The organism is Ideonella oryzae, from assembly GCF_024055665.1.
Lineage (GTDB): Bacteria > Pseudomonadota > Gammaproteobacteria > Burkholderiales > Burkholderiaceae_C > Ideonella > Ideonella oryzae.
Map to the genome: position 1 here is coordinate 328,176 of NZ_JAMXMC010000007.1, position 14,841 is coordinate 343,016.

General features: G+C 69.0%; 14 protein-coding genes. 11 read left to right on the forward strand and 3 right to left on the reverse strand.

Features of this window, described 5'->3' with window-relative positions; genetic code table 11:
• Nucleotides 1-32 precede the first annotated feature (32 nt).
• The 3 genes from M0L44_RS14155 to M0L44_RS14165 all read right to left on the reverse strand — a co-directional run bounded on the left by M0L44_RS14155 (nucleotide 33) and on the right by M0L44_RS14165 (nucleotide 3,969).
• Entirely contained in the window at nucleotides 33-2,096 is a 2,064-nt protein-coding gene (locus M0L44_RS14155) for a carbon starvation CstA family protein (RefSeq protein WP_252770396.1), read from the reverse strand.
• Between the two features lie 160 nt (nucleotides 2,097-2,256).
• Nucleotides 2,257-2,910, reverse strand: coding sequence for a response regulator transcription factor (locus M0L44_RS14160; protein WP_252770398.1), 654 nt, complete (start codon nucleotides 2,908-2,910; stop codon nucleotides 2,257-2,259).
• 6 nt (nucleotides 2,911-2,916) lie between these two features.
• On the reverse strand, nucleotides 2,917-3,969 hold the full coding sequence (locus M0L44_RS14165; protein WP_252770400.1) for an AraC family transcriptional regulator: 1,053 nt from the start codon (nucleotides 3,967-3,969) through the stop codon (nucleotides 2,917-2,919).
• Nucleotides 3,970-4,148: 179 nt separating this feature from the next.
• Here M0L44_RS14165 and M0L44_RS14170 point away from each other — a divergent pair, with 179 nt between their 5' ends.
• The 11 genes from M0L44_RS14170 to M0L44_RS14220 all read left to right on the forward strand — a co-directional run bounded on the left by M0L44_RS14170 (nucleotide 4,149) and on the right by M0L44_RS14220 (nucleotide 14,692).
• The gene (locus M0L44_RS14170) at nucleotides 4,149-5,303 is read left to right on the forward strand and encodes a methyl-accepting chemotaxis protein (protein WP_252770401.1); all 1,155 of its coding nucleotides are present in this window, start codon (nucleotides 4,149-4,151) and stop codon (nucleotides 5,301-5,303) included.
• 17 nt (nucleotides 5,304-5,320) lie between these two features.
• Nucleotides 5,321-5,689, forward strand: coding sequence for a response regulator (locus M0L44_RS14175; RefSeq protein WP_252770402.1), 369 nt, complete (start codon nucleotides 5,321-5,323; stop codon nucleotides 5,687-5,689).
• Between the two features lie 16 nt (nucleotides 5,690-5,705).
• Nucleotides 5,706-6,008 (forward strand): STAS domain-containing protein, encoded by a 303-nt coding sequence (locus M0L44_RS14180; protein ID WP_252770403.1) that lies wholly within the window; start codon nucleotides 5,706-5,708, stop codon nucleotides 6,006-6,008.
• 2 nt (nucleotides 6,009-6,010) lie between these two features.
• The gene (locus tag M0L44_RS14185; RefSeq protein WP_252770438.1) at nucleotides 6,011-8,143 is read left to right on the forward strand and encodes a chemotaxis protein CheA; all 2,133 of its coding nucleotides are present in this window, start codon (nucleotides 6,011-6,013) and stop codon (nucleotides 8,141-8,143) included.
• Between the two features lie 70 nt (nucleotides 8,144-8,213).
• Nucleotides 8,214-9,866 carry a methyl-accepting chemotaxis protein gene (locus M0L44_RS14190; protein ID WP_252770405.1) on the forward strand — a complete coding sequence of 551 codons (1,653 nt, stop codon included), beginning with the start codon at nucleotides 8,214-8,216 and terminating at the stop codon, nucleotides 9,864-9,866.
• A gap of 12 nt (nucleotides 9,867-9,878) precedes the next feature.
• On the forward strand, nucleotides 9,879-10,409 hold the full coding sequence (locus M0L44_RS14195) for a chemotaxis protein CheW (protein ID WP_252770407.1): 531 nt from the start codon (nucleotides 9,879-9,881) through the stop codon (nucleotides 10,407-10,409).
• A gap of 13 nt (nucleotides 10,410-10,422) precedes the next feature.
• Nucleotides 10,423-11,706: an EAL domain-containing response regulator gene (locus tag M0L44_RS14200; protein WP_252770409.1), complete on the forward strand. Its 1,284-nt coding sequence runs from the start codon at nucleotides 10,423-10,425 to the stop codon at nucleotides 11,704-11,706.
• A 23-nt stretch (nucleotides 11,707-11,729) separates the two neighbouring features.
• Complete coding sequence (locus M0L44_RS14205; RefSeq protein ID WP_252770412.1) at nucleotides 11,730-12,527, forward strand: CheR family methyltransferase; 798 nt, start codon at nucleotides 11,730-11,732, stop codon at nucleotides 12,525-12,527.
• A 12-nt stretch (nucleotides 12,528-12,539) separates the two neighbouring features.
• Nucleotides 12,540-13,619, forward strand: a complete 1,080-nt coding sequence (locus M0L44_RS14210) for a protein-glutamate methylesterase/protein-glutamine glutaminase (RefSeq protein ID WP_252770413.1) — start codon at nucleotides 12,540-12,542, stop codon at nucleotides 13,617-13,619.
• Nucleotides 13,620-13,670: 51 nt separating this feature from the next.
• Nucleotides 13,671-13,988, forward strand: coding sequence for a flagellar basal body protein (locus M0L44_RS14215; RefSeq protein WP_252770415.1), 318 nt, complete (start codon nucleotides 13,671-13,673; stop codon nucleotides 13,986-13,988).
• Between the two features lie 323 nt (nucleotides 13,989-14,311).
• Entirely contained in the window at nucleotides 14,312-14,692 is a 381-nt protein-coding gene (locus M0L44_RS14220; RefSeq protein WP_252770416.1) for a hypothetical protein, read from the forward strand.
• Nucleotides 14,693-14,841 lie beyond the last annotated feature (149 nt).

Consider the following 14,841-nt stretch of genomic DNA (forward strand, 5'->3'; position numbering starts at 1 on the left):
GCGCTGGCCTTCGAGCAGGCCGCCCAGCAGGCTCACCGCGCGCCCTCCGCCAGGGCGACGAAGGGCGTCTCCTGCACGGTGGGGCGCTGGCTGGCGCGGGCCTGGGCGATGGCCTTGACCGCGTAGACCGCCACGCTCACCACGACGAACATGAACAGCGCGCACAGGGCGGCATCCAGCCGGTCGTTGAAGACGATGCGGGCCATGGCCTCGGGCGACTTGGCCGGGGCCAGCAGCTGGCCGCTGGCCAGGGCGTCGGCGTACTTCTGGGCGTGCGACAGGAAGCCGACCTTGGGGTTGGCCGAGAAGATCTTCTGCCAGCCGGCGGTCATCGTGCAGGCCAGCAGCCACAGGGCGGGCAGCACGGTGGTCCAGGCGTAGCGGCCCTTCTTCATCTTGAACAGCACCACGGTGCCCAGCAGCAGGGCCACGGCGGCCAGCATCTGGTTGGCGATGCCGAACAGCGGCCACAGGGTGTTGATGCCGCCCAGCGGATCCACCACGCCCTGGTAGAGGAAGTAGCCCCAGGTGGCCACGCACAGGCCGGTGGCCAGCAGGTTGGCGACCCAGCTTTCGGTGCGCTTGAGCGAGGGCACGAAGGTGCCCAGCAGGTCCTGCAGCATGAAGCGGCCGGCGCGGGTGCCCGCGTCCACGGCGGTCAGGATGAACAGGGCCTCGAACAGGATGGCGAAGTGGTACCAGAAGGCCATCATGGCCTTGCCGCCCACCACTTGGTGCAGGATCTGCGCCATGCCCACCGCCAGCGTGGGCGCGCCACCGGCGCGGGCCAGGATGGTGTGCTCGCCCACGTCCTGGGCAGTCTGCACCAGCACGTCAGGGCTGATGACGAAGCCCCAGGTGGACAGGGTCTGGGCCACGGCCTCGGGCGTGCTGCCCACCAGCGCGGCCGGCGCGTTCATCGCGAAGTAGACGCCCGGGTCGATCACCGAGGCGGCGGCCAGGGCCATCACGGCCACGAAGGACTCGGCCAGCATGCCGCCGTAGCCGATGAAGCGGGCATGGCTCTCGCTCTCCAGCATCTTGGGCGTGGTGCCCGAGGAGATCAGCGCATGGAAGCCCGACACCGCGCCGCAGGCGATGGTGATGAACAGGAAGGGGAACAGGTCACCCGACCAGACCGGGCCGTTGCCGGCGGCGAACTGGGTGAAGGCCGGCATCTTCAGTTCCGGCGCGACGAACAGGATGCCGATGGCCAGCGCGACGATGGTGCCGATCTTCAGGAAGGTCGACAGGTAGTCGCGCGGGGCCAGCAGCAGCCACACGGGCAGCACGGAGGCGATGAAGCCGTAGCCGATCAGCATCCAGGTCAGGGCCTTGCCGTCGAAGGTGAACAGCGGGCCCCAGGTCGGGCTGTCGTGCACGGCCTGGCCACCGACGATGGCCAGCATCAGCAGCACGAAGCCGATGACGGAGACCTCGCCGATGCGGCCCGGGCGGATGTAGCGCACGTAGAGGCCCATGAACAACGCCACCGGGATGGTGGCCGCCACGGTGAAGGTGCCCCAGGGCGAGCCGGCCAGGGCCTTCACGACGATCAGGGCCAGCACCGCCAGGATGATGATCATGATCATAAAGGCACCGAACAGCGCGATCACGCCTGGCACATTGCCCATCTCCTGCTTGACCAGGTCGCCCAGGGAGCGGCCGTCGCGGCGGGTGGAGATGAACAGCACGATGAAGTCCTGCACCGCGCCGGCGAAGACCACGCCGGCCAGGATCCACAGCAGGCCGGGCAGGTAGCCCATCTGCGCGGCCAGCACCGGGCCCACCAGCGGGCCGGCGCCGGCGATGGCGGCGAAGTGGTGTCCGTAGAGCACGAACTTGTTGGTCGGCACGTAGTCCAGCCCGTCGTTGTGGGCCCAGGCCGGGGTCTGCCGGCGCGGGTCCAGGCCGAAGACCTTGTCGGCCAGGAACAGGCTGTAGTAGCGGTAGGCGATCAGGTAGGTGCAGACGGCGGCCACCACGATCCACAGGGCGCTGACGGGCTCGCCACGGGCCAGGGCGACCGTGGCGAGCCCGAAGGCTCCGAGGATGGCGACCAGCAGCCACGGCAGGTGGCGGCGCAGACTGGACATGAGGGCTGTCTCCATGGGGTCGATCCAAAGGCATCCGCCCCGGAACGGGTGCCGGGGCAAGGGGGCTTCAGTCTGCGCGTGGGGGGTGGGGCGCCGCTACCGTCGCAATGCGCAGCGCGCCGCGCCAACTCGCCTAAGGGACGATCCTTAATGGATAACCCTAGGTTGTCGGTGCGTCTCCGGCGCCCTGCAGGCGCACATGCTCGACGGCGTAGCGGATCAGGTCGGCCTGGGTGTCCAGGGCCAGCTTGCGCTTGATGCTCTGGCGGTGGGCGTCGACGGTGCGGGCGCTCAGGTCCAGCTCGCGGGCCATCTGCTTGCTCGACAGGCCGCGCGCCAGGGCTGAGAGGATCTGGCTTTCGCGCGGGGAAAGCAAGGGCCGGGGCGTTTGATTTCGAAACAGCCGGCGTGAGACCGCCGGGCTGAGGAAGACGCCGCCCTCGGCCACGGTGCGGATGGCGCTGACGATCTCGCTGGCCGGCGCGTCCTTGAGCACATAGCCGCTGGCACCGGCCTGCAGCGCCCGCTGCACGTACTCCGGGTTGTCGTACATGCTCAGCATCAGCACGCGCAGGCCCGCGTGGTCGGCCAGCAGGCGGGCGGCCAGCTCGATGCCGTTGACCTCGCGCATGCCCACGTCCATCAGCACCAGCGTGGGCTGGCAGCGCAGGGCCTCGGCCTGGGCCTCGGTGGCATCGCCGGCCTCGCCCACCACGGCCACACCGTCCAGCGCGGACAGGCGCGCGCGCAGGCCGTCGCGCACCAGCGGGTGGTCGTCAACAAGGAGCAGGCGGATGCGGGTGGGTTCGGACATGGTGGGTCACATGGTGCCATCGGTCGGGCCGGCCTCACCCTGCCCACGGGCTTCGGACGGGGAGCGGCCGGTCCAGCGCCGGAACGCCCGGCGGAAGGCCCGCACGTCGGTGAAGCCCAGCTGGTCGGCCACCTGGGTCAGGCTCAACGCGGAGTTGCGGATCAGCTCCTCGGCACGGGCATGGCGCACGCGGTCGAGCAGCACGTCGTAGCTCAGGCCCAGCTCGGCCAGCTTGCGGCGCAGGCTGCGTTCGCTCATGTTGAAGCGCCCCGCCAGCTCGGCGGGTGCCGGCGGCCGCGGCATGCCCTGGCGCAGGATGCGGTCCACCGCCTGGACCAGGGGCGGCAACCGCACCTGCTCGCGGGCCATGCGATCCAGCATGTCCCGCGCCAGGCGCCAGGTGCTCAGGTGGCCGGTGGGCAGAGGGCGCTCGAGCCAGGCCTGGCTGGTGAGCAAGCGGTTGCGCGGCGCGTCGAACTGCACCGGGCAGCGGAAGAAGTCCTCGTAGCCACGGGCATCCCCCTCCACTGGGTGGACCAGCTCGACCCGCTGAGGGGTGTAGTCCTCGCCAACGATGCGGCGGCGCAGCGCCACCATCGCGGCGAACAGGTTGTCGGCCAGGAAAGGCATCAGGTCGGCACCGCCAGGCAGCGGCTCGGCTCGCAGGTCCTGCCCCGGGCCCGGCCCCACGTGCAGCGAGACGAAGAAGCCCGCCGACCAGGGATGGCGCAGGGTCAATGCCAGCGCCTCCCCCAATGTGGGGCTGGCCTGCAGGCCCATGGCCAGCACGCCCAGCTTGCTGAGGTTGATGCTGCGCCCGCAGCGCAGCCCCAGCTGCGGCGGTGGCCCCAGCGCGGCCAGCATGCGCCGCACCAGCTCCAGGCCCACCGCCGGATCGACCAGGCAGCCCGGCCGGGTCAGGTCCTCGGGCAGCAGTCCCAGCTGCTCGAAATGGGGCTCCAGCGGCAGGCCCCGTTCACTGCAGCACGCCAGCAGCTGCCAGACCACCACCGGCACATGACCCGGGGCAGGAGCAGCCCCGGTGACACCCGGCGCCATCCCCGACCACACCCCTCTTTGAGTTTTCTCTGACACGTCGAACAACCCTTGCTGACGAAGGATTATCGGTACCCGCCGACGGGCTGCGGGTTTGGCCGGCCAGGCCCGCTGATTGGCCGTCAAGGTCCTCCAGCCCCCCGGGATGGAACCGAAACCCTGAGCTCAAGGAGGTCGTATTCATGAGCACCGCGGTTTCGCGATTCCGCCCAGCGTGGCACGGGACACTGGCATTGGGCGCCCTGGGCGCGGTCGGCGCCGTGCTGGTCTCCGACGGCTCGGCCTGGGGCTGGGGCCTGGGGGCCGTGCTGGCCAGCCTGGCCGCGGGGCTGGCCTGGGCGTCACGCCCGACGGCGCCAGCCACCGGCCTGCCCGCGCCGTGGCAGGCCTACCTGGCCAGCGAACAGCGCTTCTGCGAGCAGATCAGCCCGGTCTGGTCGGGCCAGATCGAAAGCTCCCGCCAGCAGATGGAGCAGGCCATCGCCAGCCTGAGCGAGCGCTTCGGCGCCATCGCCAGCGCGCTGGACAGCACGCTGGCCCAGGGCAGCGGCGATGGCACCGAGGCCCACACCGTGCGGGCCCGCAGCGAGGCCCGCCTGAACGAGGTGCTGCAGGCCCTGCACGGCTCGCAGACGGCCAACCAGCGCACGCTCAGCCGCGTGCAAGGGCTGGAGGGCTTCGTCACCGAACTCAAGGACATGGCCGAGGCGGTGGCCAAGATCGCGCAGCAGACCAACCTGCTGGCCATCAATGCGGCCATCGAGGCGGCGCATGCCGGCCCGATGGGCCGCGGCTTCGCCACCGTGGCCGCCGAAGTCCGCACGCTGTCACAGCGCTCCGGCGAGACCGGCGCGCACATCGCCGAGAAGATCCGATTGATCAACCAGGCCATCGCCGAGGCACGCGCCGCCGCGGAGGCCTCGGCCCAGCACGAGGCCCAGGCCGCGCAGGCCTCGGGTGCCGCAATCCAGGGGGTGCTCGACGAGTTCGGCACGCTGACCGAGGGGCTGCGCCAGGCCGCCGGCCAACTGCGCGAAGGCAGCACCCGCATCCAGGCCGAGGTGTACGAATCCCTGGTGCAGCTGCAGTTCCAGGACCGGGTCAGCCAGATCCTCTGCCATGTGCGCGACAACGTGCAGCGCCTGCCCGAGGTAGTGGAGGCCCACCAGCAGCGCATCGCGCAGGACGGCCAGCCCCATCCGCTGGATGCCACGCCGCTGCTGGCCGAATTGGCGCAGACCTATGCGATGGCCGACGAGCGTGCCGTGCATGCCGGCGCACCCACCCCGGCGGCCAGCACGGCGGCCGCCGCCGAGACCGAGATCACCTTTTTCTGAGACCCCCGAGGACTGCCATGAGCAAGACCATTCTCATCGTCGACGACTCCGCCTCCGTGCGCCAGGTGGTGGGCATTGCGCTCAAAGGCGCGGGCTACAGCGTGATCGAGGGCAGCGATGGCCAGGACGCGCTGGGCAAGCTCACCGGCCAGAAGGTGCACCTGATCATCAGCGACGTGAACATGCCGCGCATGGACGGCATCACGTTCCTGAAGGCCGTCAAGGCGCTGCCGGCCTACCGGTTCACGCCGGTGATCATGCTGACCACCGAGAGCCAGGAAGCCAAGAAGCGCGAGGGCCAGATGGCCGGCGCCAAGGCCTGGGTGGTCAAGCCCTTCCAGCCGCCACAGCTGCTGGCCGCGGTCGAGAAGCTGGTCCTGCCTTGAGCCGGGGAGCACCACGATGAGCACCCCCACCGCGCTTCGCCTGGATGGCGAGCTGACCATCTACCGGGCCCAGGAGCTGCGACAGACCCTGCTCGATGCCCTCGACCAGCCCGGCGACCTGCGCCTGGATCTGGAGGGCGTCAGCGAGCTCGACAGCAGCGCCGTGCAGCTGCTGCTGGCGGCGCGGCAGGACGCGCTGGCCGCAGGCAAGCGCTTTGCCATCCCCGTGGCCAGCGGCCCCGTTCGCGAGGTGCTGGGCCTGATGGGCCTGGCCGGCCTGCTGCACCCACCGCTTGAGACGACTGGAGCGCTGCAATGACCCTGGACATGGATCAGGCCCTGCCGACCTTTCTGGCCGAGAGCCGTGAACTGCTCGAAGAGATGGAGGGTGCGCTGCTGAGCGTGCTCGACAGCGAAGAGCGCCACGAGCTGGTGAACGCCATCTTCCGCGCGGCCCACACGATCAAGGGCTCGGCCGGCCTGTTCGGGCTGGACGGGGTGGTGCGCTTCACCCATGTGCTCGAGAGCCTGCTGGACCGGGTGCGTGAGGGCGAGTTGACCCTGGACGAGGCCCTGGTGGGCCTGCTGCTGGAGTCACGCGACCACATGAGCCTGCAGGTCGATGCCATCGGGCGGGGCGAGGACGCCAGCGAGGCGGCCTGGGCCGAGCGCAACGCACCGCTGCTGGGTCGGCTGCAGCAGCACCTGGGCACGCCAGCCGCCACCGCGCCGGCCCAGGACTCCAGCACCCCGGCCACCGGCGGTCTGGACCACTGGCACCTGTCGCTGCGTTTCGGCCCCGAGGTGCTGCGCAATGGCATGGACCCGCTGTCCTTCATCCGCTACCTGGGCCGGCTGGGCACGCTCACCGGCGTGGTGACCCTGGAAGACCGCCTGCCCCCGCTGTCGCAGATGGACCCGGAGGCCTGCTACCTGGGCTTCGAGATCGGGCTGGACAGCCGCGCCGACAAGGCCACCATCGAGAGCACCTTCGAGTTCGTGCTGGACGACGCCGAGGTGCGCATCGTGCCGCCGTGCAGCAAGGTGTCCGAGTACTTCGCGCTGATCCAGCGGGCCGGCGAGGAGCCACCCCGCCTGGGCGAGATCCTGCTGCGCTGCGGCTCGCTGACCGAGCACGAGCTGGCCCAGGCCCTGGCCCAGCAGCAGGCCACGCCGGCCGCACCGCTGGGCGAGATCCTGGTGGAACAGGGCCTGGTGCTGCCCGCCCTGGTGGACGCGGCCCTCACGCGCCAGCAGCAGGTCAAGGAGGCCCATGGCAGCGCCGGCAGCAGCGGCGCCGGCACCATCCGGGTCGACGCGCAGAAGCTCGACCACCTGATCAACCTGGTGGGCGAGATGATCACTGCGGCCGCTGGCGCCAGCCTGGCCGCCCGCCGCAGCGGCGACGGCCCCAGCATCGAAGCCACCTCGCTGCTGGCCGGGCTGGTGGAAGACATGCGCGACAGCGCGCTGCAGCTGCGCATGGTGAAGATCGGTGCCACCTTCGGCCGCTTCCGCCGCGTGGTGCATGACGTGTCGCAGGAACTGGGCAAGGACATCGTGCTGGCCATCCATGGCGAGGACACCGAGCTGGACAAGACCGTGGTCGAGAAGATCGCCGACCCGCTGACCCACTTGGTGCGCAATGCGATGGACCACGGCATCGAGTCCGCCGAACGGCGCGCCGAGAGCGGCAAGCCGGTCCAGGGCACGCTCACGCTCAACGCCTTCCACGACTCGGGCAGCATCGTCATCGAGGTCAGCGACGATGGCGGCGGCCTGGACCGCGAACGCATCCTCGCCAAGGGCGTCGAGCGCGGCCTGATCGAGCCGGGCGAGGTGCTCAGCGACAGCCAGGTCTACAACCTGATCTTCGAGCCGGGCTTCTCCACCGCCGAGAAGGTGACCAACCTGTCCGGCCGCGGTGTCGGCATGGACGTGGTCAAACGCAACATCACCGCGCTGCGCGGCTCCGTCCACATCGACAGCCGGCCCGGGCAGGGCACCACGGTGTCGGTGCGCCTGCCGCTGACGCTGGCCATCATCAACGGCTTCCAGGTGGGTGTGGGCGGCGCGGTGTTCGTGCTGCCGCTGGAGATGGTCGAGGAGTGCGTGGCCTTCAGCGCCGAGCCCGACCGCGACTACACCAACCTGCGCGGCCAAGTGCTGCCCTTCCTGCGGCTGCGCGAGCTGTTCGAGCTGCCCGGCCAGCCCGGCCCCCGGGAAAACATCGTGGTGCTGCGCCATGGCAGCCAGCGCATGGGCCTGGTCGTGGACCGCCTGCTGGGCGAGGCGCAGACCGTCATCAAGCCGCTGAGCAAGGTCTTCGCCCGGGTGCAGGGCCTGGCGGGTTCCAGCATCCAGGGCAATGGCGAGGTGGCGCTGATCCTGGATGTGCCCTCGCTCATGAACCGGGTGCTCGACCGTGCCGAACGATCCACCCACGCCGCCTGAACCGTCAGGTCCCCACCGTCCGTCATCCGTCTGTCTTCACTGAAAAGGAACCGTCCCCATGTTTGGATCCATGAAAGTCGCCACCCGGCTTGCGCTGGGGTTTGGCGTGGTCATCGCGCTGTTGATTGCCCTGGCGGCGCTCAGCATCACCCGCATGGCCGGGCTCAACGACAGCACCACGCTGATCGTGCAAGACCGCGTGCCCAAGTCCATGACGGCCAAGGATCTCCAGGTCCTCTCCATCAGCAACGGACGCGAGGCGCGGGCGCTGGTGCTGGCCACCAGCGATGCGGAGTTCAACGCCATCAAGGACCGCATGGCGGCCAACAGCGCCGAAGCCGGCAAGATGATGGATGCCCTGGACAAGTCGATCTCCACGGACAAGGGACGCGCCATCCTGAAGACCATCACCGATCGTCGGCAGGCGCTGCGCAGCAAGTACCCCACGCTGTTCGAGCTGGCCCACAACGACAAGACCCGGGCCGCACAGTATCTGCACGACGAGTTCGGCCCCGCCAACGCCGCGTTCGAGGAGTCGCTGGACGGTCTGTCCGACTACGTGGTCGAGGTGATGGAGACTGCATCCAAGGAGGCTGCGGCCACCTATGCCGCCACGCGTTCCCTGGTCTTCACGCTGACCGCGTCGGCTCTGGCCATGGCCGCCGTGGTGGCCGTTCTCATCACCCGCAGCCTGCTCAAGCTGCTGGGTGGGGAGCCGGCCTATGCGGCGCAGGTGCTCAAGCGCGTCTCCGAGGGCGACCTGACCGTCGAGGTCGAGACCAGGAAGGGTGACGACAGCAGCATGCTGGCCGCGCTCAAGACCATGACCGAGAGGCTCTCCACCGTGGTGGGCGAGGTCAACAGCAGCGCCGAAGCCCTGGCCGGGGCCTCCGAAGAGGTCAGCGCCACGGCCCAGTCCCTGAGCCAGGCCGCCAGCGAACAGGCTTCGGGCGTGGAAGAGACCAGCGCCTCGATCGAGGAGATGACCGCCTCCATCTCGCAGAACACCGAGAACGCCAAGGTCACCGACGCGATGGCCACCCGTGCCGCCGCCGAAGCGGCCGAAGGCGGCGAGGCCGTCAAGGCCACCGTCAGCGCCATGAAGCAGATCGCCCAGAAGATCGGCATCATCGACGACATCGCCTACCAGACCAACCTGCTGGCCCTGAATGCCGCCATCGAGGCCGCCCGGGCCGGCGAGCACGGCAAGGGCTTCGCGGTGGTGGCCGCCGAGGTGCGCAAGCTGGCCGAGCGCAGCCAAGTGGCCGCGCAGGAGATCGGCGACGTGGCAGGCTCCAGCGTGGAGCTGGCCGAGCGCGCCGGCAAGCTGCTGGGCGAAATGGTGCCGAACATCAAGAAGACCTCCGACCTGGTGCAGGAGATCACCGCCGCCTCGGAAGAGCAGTCCTCCGGCGTGGGCCAGATCAACGCCGCGGTGGGCCAGCTCAACCAGACCACGCAGCAGAACGCCGCCAGCTCCGAGGAACTGGCCGCCACCAGCGAGGAGATGAGCAGCCAGGCCGAGCAGCTGCAGCGGGCCATGAGCTTCTTCAAGGTGAGCAACGCGCTGGCGCAGGGCCATGCGGCGGCCCCGGCGCGGCGCGCCATCCAGGCCGCGCGGGGCGGCGTGCGCAAGAGCCCGGCTGCGGGCCCGGCCAAGAAGTCCCTGCCCACCACCGCGGTGGCCAGCGACATCGACGAATCGCAGTTCGTCAACTTCTGAAGGAGCTGGCCCATGAACCGCCCCGTCGTGGCCGCCCATGCGGCCGAGCCAACCCAGTACCTGACCTTCCTGCTGGGCAGCGAGATGTTCGCGCTGGGCATCCTGGCCATCAAAGAGATCATCGAGTACCGGGCCCCCACCGAGGTGCCGATGATGCCGGCCAGCGTGCGCGGGGTCATCAACCTGCGCGGTGCCGTGGTGCCAGTGGTGGACCTGCAGGCGCGCTTCGGTCGGCCGCCCAGCCCGGTGTCGCGCCGCAGCTGCATCGTGATCCTGGAAGTCCCGCAAGGCGACGGGCGCCAGGTGGTGGGTGTGGTGGTGGACGCGGTCAGCGAGGTGCTCGACATCCCGATGGACGACATCGAGCCACCGCCAGCGTTCGGCACCCGCATCCGGCGCGACTTCATTGCCGGCATGGGCAAGGTGCGTGAGCGCTTCGTCATCCTGCTCAACGCCGAACAGGCGCTGGCACTGGACGAGATGGTCGGCCTGGATGGGCCCGGCGAGGCCGCCGCCCGCCCGGCCGAGGCCCTGCCCGCCTGAAGGAGCCCGCACCGTGGCCACCCTCTCCCCGCAACACGAAACAGGCCCGGCACCCGGTGGATACCGGTCAGCGCTGGTGGTGGACGACAGCCCGGTGCAGCGCTCCCATGCGGTCGGGTTGTGCCGGGACCTGGGCATCGAGCTGATCTACGAGGCCTGCAATGGCCTGGAAGCCCTGGAGCTGCTGGCCCTGCTGGTGCTGCCACCCAGCCTGCTGCTGGTGGACCTGGAGATGCCCGGCATGGATGGCATCGAGTTCATCGAGCAGTTGCACCGGCGCAGCGTCAGCTTTCCGGTGCTGATCGTCTCCTCCCGCGAGCAGGTGCTGCTGGACTCGGTGCGCCGGCTGGGCCTGGAGCTGGGACTGCCGATGGTGGCCTCGTTGCGCAAGCCCCTGTCGGTGGACCGGCTGCGCGAGACGCTTGAAGGCACGCTGCCGGCGCATTCGCTCCCGCCGGCGCGACTGCAGCCCAGTGTCACGGCCAGCGACCTGGACGCGGCCTTGCGCAGCGGCGTCTTGCAGGTGCACTACCAGCCCAAGGTGGACATCCGCAGCGGCCTGCTGCGCGGGGTGGAGGCCCTGGCCCGCTGGACCCATCCGGCGCTGGGTCCGATCCCACCCGACCAGTTCATCCCGCTGGCCGAGCGCGAGGGCCTGATCGCCCCACTGACCATCACGGTCACGGAGCAGGCCCTGGCCCAGGCCGCCGCCTGGCGCGCCCACGGCCTGAACATCTCGATGGCCGTCAACCTCTCGCCCCATCTGCTGGAGTGCCCCGACCTGGTGGAGCAGATCACCGACCGGGTGGCCATCCACGGGCTGGAGCACCACCAGGTGGTGATGGAGATCACCGAGGGCTCGCTGAGCGCACGCCTGGGCACCGCGCTGACCCGCCTGACCCGGCTGCGCTTGCGTGGCTTCGGCCTGTCCATCGACGACTATGGCACCGGCTTCTCGTCGATGCAGCAGCTCGCCCGCATCCCCTTCACCGAGCTGAAGATCGACCGCTCCTTCGTCTGTGGCGCCCAGCAGCAGCCCCACCTGCAAGTCATCCTGCGCTCCGCGCTGGAGATGTGCCAGGAACTGGGCCTGACCAGCGTGGCCGAAGGCATCGAGACCCTGGAGGACTGGCGCCTGCTGCAGTCCCTGGGCTGCGATGTGGGCCAGGGCTGGCTGATCGGCCGGCCCATGCCCGGCGACGCGCTGTATGCCTGGGTGCGCCAGCACCGCGAGCGCCTGCCCGAGCTGCGCGGGCCGCAGCCGGGCGAAGCGCCCGACGCGGCCGCCTCCCATTGACCTTCTTCCGGACACGACCGCCCATGCATCCACTGAGCGATCACGACTTCCACCGCTTCCAGCGCTTCATCCACAACGCCGCGGGCATTTCGCTGTCCCCGACCAAGAAGTCCCTGGTCAGCGGGCGCCTGGCCAAGCGGCTGGCCGCCCGGGACATGGGCAGCTTCCATGACTACCTGGCCCTGCTGGAGCAGCGCGAGGAGCATGCGGAGGCGCAGATCGCGGTGGACCTGCTGACCACCAACGAAACCTACTTCTTCCGCGAGCCCAAGCACTTCGAGCTGCTGCGCAAGGTGGCCCAGGCCGCGCCGGCCCACAGCCCCTTGCGCATCTGGAGCGCAGCCAGCTCCACCGGGGAGGAGGCCTACAGCATGGCCATGGTGTTGGCCGATGTGCGCGGCGAGCGCCCCTTCGAGGTGGTGGGCACCGACATCAGCACCCGCGTGCTGGCGCGCGCCCGCCAAGGCCACTACCCGATGGAGCGCATCCGCCAGATGCCGGCGGACTACCTGCGCCGCTTCTGCCTGAAGGGCACCGGCGCGCAGGAGGGCACGCTGCTGATCCAGCGCGCGCTGCGGGAGAAGGTGAAGTTCCTGCACGTCAACCTCAACGAACGCCTGCCCAACCTGGGCGGCTTCGACATGGTCTTCCTGCGCAACGTGCTGATCTACTTCAACGCCGAGACCAAGCGCCAGGTGGTGCACCGGGTGCTGGAGACCCTGCCCCAGGGCGGCTGGTTCTGCATCGGCCACTCGGAGAACCTCAACGATCTGGACGCCCCGGTGGTCCAGATCGCACCGTCCATCTACCGCAAGGTCTGAACGGAGACACCCATGGCCGAGAAGATCAAGGTGATGGTGGTGGACGACTCCGCCGTGGTGCGGCAGGTGATGCAGGGCCTGTTGCGCGACGCGCCGGACATCGAGCTGCTGGCCGCGGTGGCCGACCCGCTGCTGGCGGTGGAACGCATGAAGCAGGGCTGGCCCGACGTGATCGTGCTGGACGTGGAGATGCCGCGCATGGACGGCATCACCTTCCTGCGCAAGATCATGGCCGGGCGGCCCACGCCGGTGGTCATCTGCTCCACGCTGACCGAGAAGGGCGCCAAGACCACGATGGACGCGCTGGCCGCTGGCGCGGTGGCGGTGGTGACCAAGCCCAAGATCGGCCTCAAGGAGTTCCTGACCGAATCGGCCGAGGAGCTGCTGGGCGCGGTGCGCGCCGCGGCGCGGGCCAATGTGCAGCGCCTGGCCGCGCGCGCCGCCACGGGTGGCGTGGCCAGCCCGGCGCCCAAGCTCAGCGCCGACGCGGTGCTGCCAGCCGGCGGCCCGCGGGCCCTGTCGCAGACGACCGAGCGCATCGTCGCCATCGGCACCTCCACCGGCGGCACCCAGGCGCTCGAAGAGGTGCTGACCCAGCTGCCCCGGGTCAGCCCGGGCCTGGTCATCGTGCAGCACATGCCCGAGAAGTTCACCGCCGCCTTTGCCGACCGGCTGGACCGGCTCTGCCAGATCCGGGTCAAGGAGGCCGAGAACAACGACCGGGTGGTGCCCGGCCAAGCCCTGATCGCCCCGGGCGGCATGCACCTGCTGCTGCAGCGCAGCGGGGCGCAGTACCGGGTGGAGGTGCGCGACGGGCCGCAGGTGAGCCGCCACAAACCTTCGGTGGACGTGCTGTTCCGCTCGGTGGCGCGAGCCGCCGGGGCCAACGCCCTGGGCATCATCATGACCGGCATGGGCGACGATGGCGCCGCCGGCATGCTGGAGATGCACCAGGCGGGCGCCCAGACCCTGGCGCAGGATGAAGCCAGCTGCGTGGTCTTCGGCATGCCCAAGGAGGCGATCAAGCGCGGCGGCGTGAGCCGCACCGTCCCCCTGGCGGGCCTGTCCCGGGAGATCGTTGCCGCCATGTAAAAAAGTGGAACAGGGGCTCAACAAGGCCTCTGATCGGACGATCAAGCGGTCATGTCCACCCTGCCCACCATTGCCTCCAGCGGCCTGGCCGCGGCACAGGCGCGGCTGGATGCTTCGGCGAACAACATCGCCAACGTCGCCACACCGAGCTATCGACGCGAGGATGTGGTGCAAAGCACCCGCGCCACCGGGGGGGTGGACGCCCAACTCCGACAGTTGGACACCCAGGGCCCAGACGGCGCCAGCACCGACCAGCTCACGCAGGACGTGGTCAACCAGAAAGTGGCGCTCTACAACTTCCAGGCCAATGTGCTGACCCTCAAGACCGAGGGCAGCATGGTGGGTTCGCTGCTGAACTGCTCCGCCTGATTTGGCGCGGCTTGCGCACGCTTGCCGGGCTTTGCCCGGGCGTGTGGTTGAAATGCGGACTGAATTCGGCGGAGGGTGGTAGGACTCTGCCAAGCGCAGGCCGGCCCCCATACGGGCTGCCCACATCATCAAGTTGACGGGTTTTGTCGCGCCTCGTTTCAATGCGCCATTTGTCGCTGGGTACCGTGGTGATACCGTGCGCAAAAGTCATTGAAAATTCAATCTCGACAGCCACTTGGTGTTGGTGAAGCTCCGGTGTTTTCGGGAGCATGCGGGGTTTTGGGGCGCAAAGTGGGGTCGATAGCTAGTTAGGCAACATCAGTATGAACACGCGAGAGGTTATCGCCCTTGCTGCGGCGCCACTAGGTTCAGGCCTGCTGCAGGGCGCACTCATGGGCAATATGGGTGCCTTAATTTTTGGGTTGATCGCCTCATATTTGTTTGCTGCTGCCGTCGGACTGCCTGCCCTCATCATCGCTCGCCGCCGTGGCTGGACAACTTTCGGAAAAACGCTACTGGTTGGTACATGTGCTGGCTTAGCTGCCGGCTTGCTGCTCCTGGCGCTAACAGAGACATCTGGTTTCAGCGCAATGTCTGTACTAGCTGGAGTCGTGCTACTCGGCACACATGGCTTAGTCGTGTCACTGTTCTATTGGTTGATTGCATATTGGAGGGCAAAGAAGCATGAAAGCTTTAGCCATTGAAGCGCATGCAACCAGCCTAACCGGTTTACAGGGACTTCCCCCTCGGTCAAGCAGAACCCGGCTGTTTTCTCCTTCCCAAGCGGTATTTGAGATTCCCGGTGAATCGTCGGCCTGACAGGTGCTGCTGAGGACACCACGAGAGACAGACT